Raw genomic sequence first — 13319 nt, forward strand, 5'->3', positions numbered from 1 at the left:
CCCATGAAACTCGCACGCAACCTTCTTCTCGCCGCCTGCACGCTGGCTGCGGCCGCCACGGCCCTGGCCGGTGAGGCCGAGATCCGCAAGAACCTTCCGGCGCGCATTCCGCAGTTCCCGGCCATCGACGAAGTCACCAAGTCGCCGCTGCCGGGCCTCTACGAAGTGCGCGTGAACGGCTTCCAGATCTACTACACCGACGAGCAGGGCAACTACCTGCTGCAGGGCAACCTGATCGACGTGAATGCGCGCAAGAACCTGACAGAGGAGCGCATCGAGAAGCTCAGCCAGGTCTCGTTCGACAAGCTGCCCATGAAAGACGCCATCAAGATCGTGCGCGGCAGCGGCAAGCGCAAGCTGGCGGTGTTCGAAGACCCGAACTGCGGCTACTGCAAGCGCTTCGAGAAAGACATGAAGACGGTCGACAACGTCACCGTCTACCTGTTCCTCTACCCGGTGCTCGGTCCCGATTCGGCCGTCAAGTCGCGCGACATCTGGTGCAGCAAGGACAAGGGCAAGGCCTGGGGCGACTGGATGGAAACCAGCGTCAAGCCCGCCACCGCGGCAACCGGCTGCGACGTCACGGCCCTGCAGCGCAACGTGGAATTCGGCCGCAAGTACAACATCACCGGCACGCCCACGCTGATCTTCAGCGACGGCACCCGCACGCCGGGCGCCATTCCCGCGGACCAGGTCGAGAAGCAACTCGCCGCCTCCATCAACTGATGGCCGCGCCGACCGTTTCCCGGCGCGCGCGAGCGGCTGCGCCGGCGGCCGCGGTGCACTACCGCATCGAGTGCGCCGACCTGCATGCGCACCTCTTCGCCGTCACCCTGACCATCGAGGCTCCCGCCGCGCAGCAGCGCGTGGCGCTGCCGGTGTGGATTCCGGGCAGCTACCTGGTGCGCGAGTTTGCCAAGAACCTGCAAAGCCTGCGCGCCACGCAGGGACGCCGCAAGCCCGCGCTGACGCAGCTCGACAAGTGCAGCTGGCAGGTCGACTGCGTGCCGGGCCAGCCGCTGGTGCTGCACTACCAGGTCTGCGCCTACGACAACTCGGTGCGCACCGCCTGGCTCGACGCCGGCCGCGGCTTCTTCAACGGCACCAGCCTGTGCCTGCGGGTCGAGGGCCAGACCGATGCGCCGCATGCGCTGGACATCAGCGCGCCCGCCCTGCCGCCCGGCGACGATGCGCGCTGGTCGTGCGCCACCGCGCTCGTGCCCTCGAAGATCGACAAGCACGGCTTCGGCCGCTACCTCGCGGCCGGCTACGACGAGCTGGCCGACAGCCCGGTCGAGATGGGCCCCTTCTGGAGCGCCGAGTTCGAGGCCTGCGGCGTGCCGCACCGCTTCGTCATCGCAGGTGCCGCCGCCTCGTTCGACGGCGAGCGCCTGATCGCCGACACCCAGGCCATCTGCGAAGCCGAGATCCGCTTCTGGCACGGCGACAAGGCCGGCAAGCGAGGCGGCCCCAAGCTGCCGATCGACCGCTACGTGTTCATGCTCAACGCGGTGGACGACGGCTACGGCGGGCTGGAGCACCGGCACTCCACCGCGCTGATCTGCAACCGGCGCGACCTGCCCCAGCGCGGCGCGAAGAAGCAGCCCGAGGGCTACACCACGCTGATGGGCCTCATCAGCCACGAGTACTTCCACACCTGGAACGTCAAGCGCATGCGCCCGGCCGAGTTCGCGCACTACGACTACAGCCGCGAGAACTACACGCAGATGCTGTGGTTCTTCGAGGGCTTCACCAGCTACTACGACGACCTGCTGCTGCGCCGCGCCGGCCGCATCGACGACGCGGGCTACCTGCGCCTGCTCAACAAGACCGTGAACCAGGTGCTGCAGACGCCGGGCCGGCTCGTGCAGTCGGTGGCCGAGGCGAGCTTCGATGCCTGGGTCAAGTACTACCGGCAGGACGAGCAAACGCCCAACGGCACCGTCAGCTACTACACCAAGGGCGCGCTGGTGGCGCTGTGCTTCGACCTCAGCTTGCGCCGCGAAGGCAAGGGCACGCTCGACGACGTGATGCGCCACCTGTGGACCCAAGGCGGCGGCCCGATCAGCGAAGCCGACATGGCCGCCGCGCTCCAGGCCGTGGGCGGCCGCTCCTATGCGGCGGAAATCGCGCAGTGGATCCACTCGACCGACGAGCTGCCGCTGGCAGATTTGCTGCGCGCGCACGGCGTGGCTGCGCTCGAGGATCCGTCGCAGCAGGCGCAGGCGCTGGGCCTGCGCGTGGCCGAGGCCAACGGCAGCGTCCAGGTCAAGGTAGTGCTGCGCGGCGGCGCCGCCGAAAAGGCCGGCTTCTCGGCCAACGACGAATGGATCGGCATCGAACTGCCCGCCATCGGCCGCAAGGGCCAGCAGCGCCCCGCGCAGGCTTGGCGCATCGCCAAGCTCGACGACCTGGCGCTGTACCTCGGCGACGCCACCCGCTGCACCGCGCTGGTGGCGCGCGACCGCAAGCTGCTGAGGCTGCCGCTGGTGCTGCCGGAGGGCGCCACCACCTGGCGCCTGTTCTCGCACGACGCAGCAAAGATCGCGGCCTGGCTCGCGCCGGGCGCGCGGCGCTGATCCGCGCCTATAGCCTGTATACAGTGAATCGCGTATTCACCTTCCCTTGGAGACACCCATGAGCTACGAAAACATCGAAGTGCGGACCGAAGCAGGCAAGGTCGGCATCATCACCCTCAACCGGCCCAAGGCGCTCAATGCGCTCAACGACGCGCTCATGACCGAGCTGGGCACCGCGCTCAAGGCCTTCGATGCCGACGACGCCATCGGCTGCATCATCGTGACGGGCAGCGAACGCGCCTTTGCGGCCGGCGCCGACATTGCCGCGATGGCCAAGTACAGCTTCATCGACACCTACAAGGGCGACTACATCACGCGCAACTGGGAGACCATCCGCTCGATCCGCAAGCCCGTGATCGCGGCCGTGAGCGGCTTTGCACTGGGCGGCGGCTGCGAGCTCGCGATGATGTGCGACTTCATCATTGCGGCCGACAACGCCAAGTTCGGCCAGCCCGAAATCAAGATCGGCGTGATCCCCGGCGCCGGCGGCACGCAGCGCCTGCCGCGCGCGGTGGGCAAGAGCAAGGCGATGGACATGGCGCTCACCGCCCGCATGATGGACGCCGCCGAAGCCGAGCGCGCGGGCCTCGTGAGCCGCGTGGTGCCTTATGCGCAGTTGGCCGACGAAGCGCTCGGCGCTGCGCTGATCATCGCGGGCTACTCGCAGATCGCGGTGATGGCGGCCAAGGAGTCGGTCAACCGCGCGTTCGAGAGCGGCCTCTCCGACGGCGTGATGTTCGAGCGCCGGCTGTTCCATGCGCTGTTTGCCACGGCCGACCAGAAGGAAGGCATGGACGCCTTCCTTGCCAAGCGCCAGCCGGACTTCAAGAACGCCTGAGCGATCAGCGCGCGAGCAGCGCCTTCAATTCGGCCAGCGCCTGCGCCGGCGGTGTGCCGACCGAGGCGCCGGCTGCCGTGCCCTGCGGCGTCCAGCGCACCTTGTTTCCCGCGATCTCTAGCACTGCGAGCAGGGTGGTGCCGCGGTAGAGCTCCAGCCGCGTCTCGACGGGCGCGGCCGGTTCAGCGCCCGGCGCGGTGGCCGAACGAGCCAGCGTGTTGACCAGTGCGGCCAGCCCCTCGGTGTCGCCGCGGGCATGGCGCACGCTCTGCCCGGCGCGTGTTGCGTTCAACGACGTCCATTGGTCGAGCGCCGAGAACGCACCTTCAGCCGGACTTGCCGCGGCCTTGCCTGCCATCACGGCCGCGCGCGGCGCGGGGGCCGAGCGCAGCATGCCGGAGGCGGCGTCGGCGCTGGGGCTGCGCTGCGGTGCCGACAGGGCTGGAGAAGACGCAGAAACGCCTCCACCGGCGGCCTCGCGGGTGGCGGGCGGCGCTGCGGGGGCCATGGGCGCAGGAGGCAGCGGCGGCGCGATCGCTGCTGGTGATGATGCTGGTGCCGGTGGAACTGCTGCAGGTGGCGCAGGTGCGGGAAGCGACGCTGGCAGGGGCGGCGGCTCTGGCGCGACCTGGCTGGCCTGGGGCTCGGGCGCTGGTGCAGCAGCCTGCTTGCCGGAGGGCGGCGGCGCCGATCGGCGCACTGCGATCTCCCTGCTTCGCATGGACTCTTCGCTCACCGTGTCTCGCGCCGCTTCGGCCTGCAGCTGCGGCTGGGCTTGCGCTGGTGCCGGTGGCGGGGCCGATGCGGTAGCTGGCGCGGGCGCGGGTGCCGCGGCCGGTGCCGGAACCGCAGCCGCAGACGGCGCCGCCTCCTGAGCAGTCGCAGGCGCGGAGGCAACTCCCGCCTCTCCATCCAGCCGCGCATCGGGCACCGGTTCGCGATGCCAGAGCACGGTCACGAAGGTGGCCAGCAGCACGGTCGCAAAGGCCGCGTTCCACGGCATGCGGGCATGCGATCCCCCACCGCCGAACAGCCGGCGCCACCACGGCACGGCACTCTTGTCTTCGGCCGCTGGCGCCGCCGCGGGAACGGGTGCGAGGTTGTGCGCCATCTTCCGGATCGCGTCGCGAGTGCGCGGATCGGGCAGTGCGTCGCTGTCAGGCGCGTGGTCGAGCGCACGGCGCAGTGCGGGATCTCGCAGCGCCGCGTCCTCGCCGCCATCGTCGAAGCCGGGGGTGCCGTTGCCGCCGCCGGTGTTCATGCGCGCTGCTCCAGCACCGACAGGTAGCGCTCCATGCAGCCGCGCAGTTTCTGCAGCCCATAGCGCAGGCGGCTGCGCACGGTCTCGAAGCCGATCTGCAGGCTGGCCGCGAGCGCTTCGACCGTCAGCCCGTCTTCGTGGTGCAGCAGGAACGCGGCGCGCTGCTCGGCAGGCAGTTCGTCGAGGCAAGCCAGCAGGCGCCGGCCGGCGGCGCGCCAGAACGCGAGTTCTTCGGCCGATGGATGCGCCGCGGCATCCATCGCGCCGCGCACGCCGCGGTCGAGCGTGGGAAAGGCGTCCTCGCCATCGTCCGGATGCGCGGCGTCGAGCGCCACCTCGCGCCCGCTCACGCGCAGCCGGTCCATCGCCAGGTTGTGCGCGATCGTGAAGGCCCAGGTGCGCCAGGCGGCGCCCTGCGGCGAAAAACTGTCGCGCGCCGAGATGATGCGCACCCAGGTGTCCTGGAACACCTCGTCCGCCTGCGCGGCCAGCCGGGCGCCCAGCAGCCGCTTGACGAAGCGGAACAGCCCGCCCTCGTGGCGCGCGTAGAGCACGTCGAACGCCGCGCCGTCGCCGCGCGCGTAGGCCAGCATCAACTGGTCGTCGGGCATGGCGTCGCGCTCGGTGGCGGCTTTGGCGGAAGGGGCGCGGGGCAGCGCAGACATCGGCGGATTTTCACCCGGGGTTGTACGGGCGGCGCCCGGCTTCGGGGTTGGCCATCGCAAAAAAGACACCGTGTGCGGCTCGGCGGGCTTGATTCCGGGCCCGCAGCCTGCGCTATAATCTTGGGCTCGGCACAAAACTGTGCCGAACGGCTCTTTAGCTCAGTCGGTTAGAGCGATGGAATCATAATCCACAGGTCCGCGGTTCGAGTCCGTGAAGAGCCACCAACACCACTTCTGCGGTGCTCCGCAAAAGTCAAAAAGCCCTAAGTAAATCAACTACTTAGGGCTTTTTTGTTTGGGGCTTCGCACGCCCCGAGCAAGGGCCCGGCGGCGCAGCAAAGCCTGGCGGCGGCCTATTCGCCGCCCAGGCTCACCAGCACCCAGCCGGATTCATCCAAATGGAAATTGGCTTCCTGGCCGTGCCCCTCACACCTTCATGCCGCCGGCAGCCGCCACCCTGCGGTAGTCCAGCCATCGGCGTCCGCCGATCGCGTAGATGAGCACGGCCCACGCCAAAGCGCCGAGTGGCTGATACGTGAACACGATGCCGGTGAACACCACATTGAACAGCATCGCGAAGTAGAAGAACGGATTGATCGTGCCGTAGTACCGCGTGTCGTCGCCGACCTGCACACCCATCACGATCTTGCCGCCGTTGAGAAACCAAAGCCGCGTGGCCTTCTCCGTCTCGACCCCGTCCTGCAGGAAGTTGTTGAGCTTGCGGTCGATCATCACGTTCGTCAGCGTCTTGTCGCCGATCTGGATGAGCGAATACTTGACCACCTCGTTCTTCATGTTCACGGTCGACTCGCCCAGCCGCGTGAGCCTGCCTTCGATCAGTTTCATTGCGTCCCCTCCTTCAGTTCTTGTCGATCTGCTTGATGAGGACGGACGCCTTGGGCGTACCGATGGCGTTCGCATAGAGCGTCGCCAGCACGGGCCAGAACTCCGGCCCGATGGCCCCGTCGTCATCGCCAAAGCCCTTGAAGTGGGTTGCAAGGCCCAAGGCATGCCCGATCTCGTGGATGACGATGGCGCCGTCTGCCACGCATTGCGGGTTGTCCAGGTTCACGTACATCCGCCCAGTGAGTTCGCCCGGGTTGAGCAATGAAGCGGACCAGCCGCCACCAAAGGGCGCATCGCTGACGTTGGCGCAGAAGCCCTGCGGATTGGCGCCGGGCGGCAGATAGGCCGTGCCCTGGCGGAACACGATGCCGCGGGTGATCGTCGCCTCGTCGGCGGCGGCGATGCTGGCGCGGTCGAAGACGGCAAACCCAAGCTTCGCTTCGATCTCGTCCATCGCAGGCACCGCGCGGGCTTCGCCATTGGTCTTGACCGGGATGGGCAGGCTCCAGCGCTTCACCACGCCCGCGTACCGGCCGTTCCACGGGTAGCCGGCGCTGGAGAGATTGGTGGAATCGACGAGGCCGAGGATTTCGGTATCGGTCGGGCCGGCGGAAGCGACTGGCGCCACGGGCTCGGCCGGAGCCTGTGCCTCAGGTGTCGCCGGTGCCGTGGGCGTCGTCGTTTGCGCCGGCGTGGAGGGAAGCCCCGCGACAGGTCCCATTGGCGCGCCACCACCTCCACTTCCGCCGCCGCAAGCCGCCAGCACGAGGGCGGTGCTCAAGAAAACCATCCTGCTTTTCATTTTTGATCCCTGATTTCTATCGATAAAAAGGCCAAAGTGACATCATTGGCTCGAGAGAATCATAATCATAAAAGGTCAAAATGGCCTTTTTCGGGGCGGCAATGAGCATCGATGAATGCTGCTGTCCATCCACCATCGCCGATACGAAGTCCTGCGCAACCACCTGCGTGCGGTACGGCTTACCGCAGGGCTGACGCAGGCCGAACTGGGCGCGCGGCTAAAGGTCGACCAGTCCTATGTTTCGAAGGTCGAACGGGGCGAGCGATACATGGACGTCTTGTTCTATTTGGACTGGTGCCGCGCCTGCAAACTCCGACCGGAGAGCACCATCGTGGATCTGATAAAGGCCGGGGCGTAGCAGTCCACGGCTGCACCTGTGGTCAACCCTGCCGCGCCCTGCGGCAAGCGTGAGCAGGTTGTCCACGAGCAGACGAAGCTAAGCGGTGGGCTGCGGAAAAATCCAGAGGGCAGCAGCGTGCGGCTACAGTCGGCTGAGAACTAGCCGCTCGCTTGGTTGCATCAACCGGGTGAATCCGCAACTGTTTGCGGAGATTCGCGTCGTGCCCGCCTCGGCGCAAGCGTTCGGCGTGGTGGGAATTTTCGATCTAGCTCGCACGCGCGAGGATCGGCTCGAACCGAGCCCGAAGTCGCTCTCGTCGCGCGTTGTAGAAGGCAAGAAACTCCTGGTGAGTTGCAGGCGCGAATCCGAGGTCATGCCGATCCAGTACAGCCCCGCGGATGGCAGGATCCTGATAAGTTGCTTCAAGCCATGGGCCGGGCAAGCTGTCGTTCTTTGACACGTTTAGCAGTCCTTCAAGCAGTTGCAGGTTAGCCAGGCGATCACGAGCGGCGAGGGATTCTTCAACGTACACAGCGTCGCAGCCAGCTCGCTCCAGCTTCCGGCGCTGCAGTTGGCTTTTCGGGAAGAAGTGGTCTATGTGGTGCAACTGACGCACGTCGATGAACGGGAACAATATCGAGAGTGCCGGAAACAGTCGGCGGTCGCCATATTCCATGTCCAGCAGGTCTTCCACCTCTTCAGGCCCAAATGACAACGACTTGCCGCGGCCGGCCATGACCTTCTCCAGTGCCTCGCTCGGGAAGATCTGATGATCGATACGGATCACGTCTCGCAAGGCTGTGAGCAGCGTGTCAAGGCCGCTTCCCCAGATTCCGGAAGACTTCAATAGCGAACGAATCAGCCAGCTCCGGATGCTCTCGCGCTCTGCCGCATGGGACGGGTGGCCTAGCCAGTTTTCGGGCGGCTTCCGCTTGAAGATGTAATACGCAATCGGCAGGAGCGCGCTGTCGGCGCGTAGCGTCTGCTCCGCAAGGCCAAATGAGGCGGCTAACTCCACCGTAAGGATGGTGGCACGGCGAACGTCAGACCACACGTTCTCGAGCGTGATCATGTTGGCACGATTGAAATTCTCCACCTTGAAACCAACACTAGCGATGTCCGCGAGCATCAGACCGGCCTTGAGCACGAAATCCTTCGAAAGATTGAATCCGGCGCCGATGTTGTTGATTTCATCAACCAAGCCATGGATCTCCTGCCGTGCGTCGAGCTTCGACCACTGCGCAACGGCAATGCTGAGCAGCAGGTCCGAGTACGACAGCACCGTACCGCCAGAATTCATCCGAATGAAGATGCGCAGGACTCTATCAAGTTCTTGGCTGCGCTCGGTGTAGAAAGTCAGTGTCGGAGCGACTTGAACAACCTGATAGAGCTGATGCAAGGTATCGCTCGCGCGATTGAACACATCGCTGTCCGCAGTGATGCCGCGCGCGGTCAACTTGCCGTAAAGCCATTGGGAAAGCTTGGCGGTATTTGGGACCATCAGAATGTCGGGAACCGGATACCACAAAGCTCCATCATCAGCGGCGGCCTTCTGCGTTTCGAGAAACCGGAACCGGTAGGCCTCGCCTTCGTCGTCCTCCCCGCGGGATGCCATCAGATCGAGGTGAAGAATTTTCTTCGGGAACGCATTCGGATTCGAACGCCACTTGTTCGGCTCCTTGATCGATACTGATCCGCGAAGGCCGATGTTTAGCGCGGTCAGGCGTTGCTGTCCATCCAGGACCGCGGTCAACTCGCGATTCGGCAAGGTGCCCAATTCGGGGCAGTGGGCTGCGTCGCGCTCGTGGAAGTTCTGAACGAAGCCAAAGAACTTGAACTCAGCACTCTTTTCTGGCTCGACCTTCCAGAAGAGAAAGGTACCGAATGGATAGCCCTGCATGAGGCTGTCGAAAAGCCTGCTGATCTGCTCTGGCTTCCACACGAATTCCCGCTGGATTGCGGGCAGAACATAGTGGTTCTTGCTCACCGCGTCGAGCGCGTCCTTGATCGTCAATCCCGACTGGTACATATTTTCAAGCCTCCCAAATCAAAATCTTATTGCTCTCGCAGGAATCTTTTCCGGATCGTTCTGGCCGAATGCAAAGTCTAAGTGCGGTAGTCTTGGACGGTATCCTCACAGAAGGCCGTAACCTGCGGAATGCGCTCCACGCGCGGTTCAAAGTGCACCATCCCCCTGATGTCCCTAGCGGTTCATGCTGAAAGCACCTTATGCATCGGACGGATGTTTGTGCTGTGACGGTATTGCACAGAGGAGGAGAAGAACCCACCGCAATCGGCCTTGCGCTCGCAACTCTCGCATTCATCCAGAAATTCGTTCTTCCAGTCGGAGATTGACTTCTTGTAGATGGGGTACACGTCAGGATTCACTAGACAAAGCTGATGGTTGTAGATCGACGTGTTTATCCCGTAGTCCGTCAACACCGCCGCCGCTTCAGAGAGCGTGTCTCGGTATTCGACTGGGTCGATCCAAAGCTGATCGAGATTGGCACGCGTAAATCCCGTGATCTCCAACCCCATCAGCGCGACATGTCTAACAAAGAGGAGATTGCGAGCAATGAAGCGGCAAGTTTGTACCAAACGCGGAAGTGTTTCACGATGGATGACGATGCGCAGTTCAACGCCAACATTTGCTCGCCTCAGGTTCAGGATGCCCCGCACCGTCTCATCGAAAGCTCCAGAGGATTGCACCACAAAGTCGTGGCGCACGGGATCGTCGGAATACAGCGGGATGCCCAGAAGGAGACTTGGATGGCGAACATCTCCGAGAGCGTCGGCGAAGCCTTGGTCCTTAAACGCCCGCCCATTGGTCAGGATATCGACGTGTGTGTGGGGAAGATGGTTCTTCACGTGGCGAACCAGACGCACAAAGCGATCACCGTAGAGTGTTGGCTCTCCTCCCGAGAATCCAAGTGAGGGCGTACCTGGAGGAATCAGGCGGATTAGCTCAAGAACTTCTTCCATGATCCAAAAATCGTCGACTGCCCTCGGTGGCTGCGAGCACATCAAGCAGTAGTGATTGCACTGCTCGGTCAGAAGAATCGTGTTGTTTGGTGATCTGACCCGAAAGAGGGCGCCCAAGGTATCCTGAGCCGGATTGAGGCGAACAATGTCACCTTCATCAAGGTAGTGATATTCATCGCCCAGTCTGTACACATCGGTGGCGCCGGACGCATCCAGTTGTGCATCGCTAACCGCCCCTCGTACCAGCACTGCCGCAAAGCCTTCCGAACTCGGCAACTCGCTATCGGTAAGAAAGGCGAAGTTGGCCCGCAGCCTCTCAGGGATGTCGGCTCTGTATGTGATGATGAGGAGTCTTGGCTCTTGAAACGATTTCCTTAGGGCGACTGTTCGTCCACGTAGCTTTAGCATGAGATCTTCCTATTGTGCCCACGTCGTGAACAACCGTTTGATCCCGGCATCGGACTCCATGAGCTTGATGAGATGCTTGAAGATCGCCATATTTCTGGCGCAAAACTCGGACTCGGTCTTCCGTCCCACAAAGTCCTTCTGCAAACCCCAGTGTTGCACGGGGTCGGCACCACAGTATGGTTCAAAAGCGCAGTCGGTGCACATGGGGACGCTGTAACTGAAGCTGGCCTCCAATGCCTCAAGAAGCGTCTCGTTTAGAAAGATCTCCTCATAGGTGTTCTCGAGCACGTGGCCAAGGCGAAACTTATCGTCCCCCATTTCGGCGAGCATTCGGGCTTCGTCGGAAGCGAATACCGCCCCGTCGTAGTTGTAGACAATAGCGCCCAGTGCAACACCTGCCGGGCTCATCAAGTCAACGTAGCCTGGGTCTTCAAAAGTCAGCATCTTTTTCAGGACCATTGACGCATAGAACTCCCTGAAGGCAATCCCCTTTCGGTTGAGTTCAATAACGTAGTCCAAACCCTCTTTGTAGAACTCGAGCCAGCGGTCAACGCTATACGCCCGATAGGACTTGGTTTTGATCGCGAACCCATATGGCGACAACGGGCGCAAGAAAATACCCTTGAAATCGAGCGCGAGATACTCGTCGATGATCTCCTTAACGTGACCAAGGCTAGCCTCAGTAGTGGTCATCAGCGCAGAGACATTCTCTTTTCCAATCGCGTCGCGAGCCCGTTTGATGCCGCTAATGGCTCTCTGATAGCTATCTCTACCGGTACGCGGGCGGTTTTTGTTATGCAGATCCTGCGGGCCGTCCAGCGACGTCGAGATGCACACGCCCTCTTCGCGGCAAAATTCGAGCACCTCGTCAGTGACGATGGCTAGATTCGTAGCGATCACAAAACCGAGCTCTCTGCTTCCCTGCGCCTTTCGCTTCGTCTCTGCGACGATGTAGCGAATCAGTGGAAAGTTGAGCAACGGTTCCCCACCCTGAAACTCAATCTTGATTGCCTTGGAAGGCGACCGCAAGGCGAGATCGATGGCAGCATCGGCCTGCTCACTCGTCATGTCAAAGGCGCTGCTGTCCTCTGATTGCCGCGAGACTTGACAATACGGACATGAATGCTCGCATCGCAGCGTGACGACGAAAATATGTAGGCCCGTGAAGTTTGCTACCCGCTCATATCGGGTGCGAACCTTGATAGCCAGCAGTTCCTTCGCTACGTTTGTGTGAGCGTCGATAAGAAACTGATGCGAACGCAGATCAAGATATGCCTCTGTCGTGGCATCGAGCCTGTGTTCGGCGAAGTCGTACAGATCCTTTTTTGGCAAGACCAGATACTCTCCAGCCTGATTGCTTAGCACGAAACGCTGCGGGTCCAACTCTGTGAATCGGAACGGCATCAATTCGTAGCTTGGTTTGCCAGCACCGCGCCCGGCACCTCCATTGCGATCGTAGAAGGTGAGAGGCTGAAATTTGCTCATGACGGCTACTGGTTGACTAGGCCCGTCCGCGAAAAAGCATGCGCCAGAATGAGGTTGCGCACGCTCTCAGTTTCTGCTCTCACCTTCTCTCTCAAATTCTGGTCCAGCACTTCTGTCCGAAAGTCCTGCATCGCCAAATGCAGCGCTTCGGGGCTGATGTCATGTCGCCTGCTTTCGACGTGGACTTCGATCTTGCTGGACTCCGACTTGACGTCAAAGACAAACCGATCGCTGAATCGATAGCAAGCCTTGAGCAAGGCGGGAGTCGAGTAGACCTGGGGATCGAAACTGAGCAAGGTAGTTGACATACAGGACCTGAAGCTATCGCTGAGTTGCGCGTTCGTTACGAGGCTAGTTGCCAATAGTCATTTGTCAGCGCGCATGGGGCCGCTCAACCTTTTGCACCGTCACTCGCCAGCAGGACATTCGCTCGACGATCTGCGCTAGTTCTGCTGCGCCAATGCGCATCAGTACGCTGAGGATCGGTGAGACGAATGGGACGAGTGACTGGAATGCGAGGAGTGGGACTGGTGATAAGCCATCACAACGCCAGTGTCATCCCGCTGCATAAGCATTAGGTGCCGTTCGCCACCACGAAGGTACTGCAGGTACTGCGTGGTGGACGTGTCGCCAAGGCCCAGCTCGGGCATCGATTTGGCCGCGGGGGCTTGCTGCTCAAGCGCTTTGCTCGTGTTTGCAGCAATGGCGCCCGTGGCGAGAGACGCCACTGCACTCGCGACAGGGATCAGAAACGAATACTTGATCATGGGTCACTCTCTCCGTTCTCTCTGAGCAAACAGGCGCTCACGGCCTTTGGTAGCACCCAGTATTACAAAAAATGTGAAAAAAAGTAATTCATTGGCATTCTGAATACTTTCTCGCGCAATATTTCGCTTTTTTAACGGCGTTTTCCCTCTTCCGGATCAGGCGCCAGTCTGCTAGGGCTCTGATCTCTTGCTCTGAAGCTGAATCCCCTTCGCTTCCTCCTACAACTGCCGCTCCGGTCCTGCCATGGCGCAAGGATTTTTTTGTTTTTTTCGAGACGCCCGTTCCACGCGCCCCCGATTTTTCCACCGCCCCACCCCCTGCCCATTCCGCAGGCAACCTAGTGCC

The 13319-nt window shown here is 62.3% G+C and carries 13 protein-coding genes and 1 tRNA gene; 5 read left to right on the top strand and 9 right to left on the bottom strand.

Annotation, left to right across the window (positions count from 1 at the left end; genetic code table 11):
* Positions 1 to 3: 3 nt before the first annotated feature.
* Genes ACAM58_RS22945 through ACAM58_RS22955 form a run of 3 tightly spaced genes read left to right on the top strand, consistent with a single transcriptional unit; the run spans position 4 to position 3417 of the window.
* Positions 4 to 726: a DsbC family protein gene (locus tag ACAM58_RS22945; RefSeq protein WP_018906230.1), complete on the top strand. Its 723-nt coding sequence runs from the start codon at positions 4 to 6 to the stop codon at positions 724 to 726.
* Positions 726 to 2579 carry a M61 family metallopeptidase gene (locus tag ACAM58_RS22950; protein WP_018906229.1) on the top strand — a complete coding sequence of 618 codons (1854 nt, stop codon included), beginning with the start codon at positions 726 to 728 and terminating at the stop codon, positions 2577 to 2579. The genes ACAM58_RS22945 and ACAM58_RS22950 overlap by 1 nt, the downstream gene beginning before the upstream one ends.
* Positions 2580 to 2637: 58 nt before the next feature.
* Entirely contained in the window at positions 2638 to 3417 is a 780-nt protein-coding gene (locus ACAM58_RS22955; protein WP_018906228.1) for an enoyl-CoA hydratase, read from the top strand.
* A gap of 4 nt (positions 3418 to 3421) precedes the next feature.
* Here ACAM58_RS22955 and ACAM58_RS22960 read toward each other — a convergent pair whose 3' ends face one another.
* Together ACAM58_RS22960 and ACAM58_RS22965 are read right to left on the bottom strand one after the other, a co-directional pair.
* Positions 3422 to 4678 (bottom strand): hypothetical protein, encoded by a 1257-nt coding sequence (locus ACAM58_RS22960; RefSeq protein ID WP_230537919.1) that lies wholly within the window; start codon positions 4676 to 4678, stop codon positions 3422 to 3424.
* The gene (locus ACAM58_RS22965) at positions 4675 to 5343 is read right to left on the bottom strand and encodes a sigma-70 family RNA polymerase sigma factor (protein WP_018906226.1); all 669 of its coding nucleotides are present in this window, start codon (positions 5341 to 5343) and stop codon (positions 4675 to 4677) included. Before ACAM58_RS22965 ends, ACAM58_RS22960 begins: the two co-directional genes overlap by 4 nt.
* A gap of 148 nt (positions 5344 to 5491) precedes the next feature.
* On the opposite strand from ACAM58_RS22965, the gene ACAM58_RS22970 reads away from it, so the two are divergent.
* Positions 5492 to 5568 (top strand) — tRNA-Met (locus ACAM58_RS22970).
* Between the two features lie 201 nt (positions 5569 to 5769).
* On the opposite strand, the gene ACAM58_RS22975 is transcribed toward ACAM58_RS22970, so the two are convergent.
* Positions 5770 to 6189 carry a hypothetical protein gene (locus tag ACAM58_RS22975; protein ID WP_018906225.1) on the bottom strand — a complete coding sequence of 140 codons (420 nt, stop codon included), beginning with the start codon at positions 6187 to 6189 and terminating at the stop codon, positions 5770 to 5772.
* Positions 6190 to 6202: 13 nt separating this feature from the next.
* Positions 6203 to 6970, bottom strand: coding sequence for a hypothetical protein (locus ACAM58_RS22980; protein ID WP_155247882.1), 768 nt, complete (start codon positions 6968 to 6970; stop codon positions 6203 to 6205).
* A 136-nt stretch (positions 6971 to 7106) separates the two neighbouring features.
* Between ACAM58_RS22980 and ACAM58_RS22985 the strand changes: the two genes are divergently transcribed.
* Positions 7107 to 7349, top strand: a complete 243-nt coding sequence (locus ACAM58_RS22985) for a helix-turn-helix transcriptional regulator (protein ID WP_018906223.1) — start codon at positions 7107 to 7109, stop codon at positions 7347 to 7349.
* A gap of 247 nt (positions 7350 to 7596) precedes the next feature.
* Here the strand turns inward: ACAM58_RS22985 and ACAM58_RS22990 are convergent, their stop codons facing one another.
* From ACAM58_RS22990 to hxsA2, 5 genes are all read right to left on the bottom strand, one after another.
* Positions 7597 to 9345, bottom strand: coding sequence for a DUF262 domain-containing protein (locus ACAM58_RS22990; RefSeq protein ID WP_230537918.1), 1749 nt, complete (start codon positions 9343 to 9345; stop codon positions 7597 to 7599).
* 197 nt (positions 9346 to 9542) lie between these two features.
* The gene (gene hxsC, locus ACAM58_RS22995) at positions 9543 to 10721 is read right to left on the bottom strand and encodes a His-Xaa-Ser system radical SAM maturase HxsC (RefSeq protein ID WP_038107842.1); all 1179 of its coding nucleotides are present in this window, start codon (positions 10719 to 10721) and stop codon (positions 9543 to 9545) included.
* A 9-nt stretch (positions 10722 to 10730) separates the two neighbouring features.
* Positions 10731 to 12206 (bottom strand): His-Xaa-Ser system radical SAM maturase HxsB, encoded by a 1476-nt coding sequence (gene hxsB / locus ACAM58_RS23000; protein WP_026284192.1) that lies wholly within the window; start codon positions 12204 to 12206, stop codon positions 10731 to 10733.
* A 5-nt stretch (positions 12207 to 12211) separates the two neighbouring features.
* Positions 12212 to 12514 carry a His-Xaa-Ser system protein HxsD gene (hxsD, locus tag ACAM58_RS23005; protein ID WP_018906218.1) on the bottom strand — a complete coding sequence of 101 codons (303 nt, stop codon included), beginning with the start codon at positions 12512 to 12514 and terminating at the stop codon, positions 12212 to 12214.
* A gap of 159 nt (positions 12515 to 12673) precedes the next feature.
* The gene (gene hxsA2 / locus ACAM58_RS23010; protein WP_018906217.1) at positions 12674 to 12973 is read right to left on the bottom strand and encodes a His-Xaa-Ser repeat protein HxsA2; all 300 of its coding nucleotides are present in this window, start codon (positions 12971 to 12973) and stop codon (positions 12674 to 12676) included.
* Between the last annotated feature and the right edge of the window lie 346 nt (positions 12974 to 13319).

The sequence above is a fragment of the Variovorax sp. V116 genome (genome assembly GCF_041154435.1).
GTDB classification, from domain to species: domain Bacteria; phylum Pseudomonadota; class Gammaproteobacteria; order Burkholderiales; family Burkholderiaceae_C; genus Variovorax; species Variovorax paradoxus.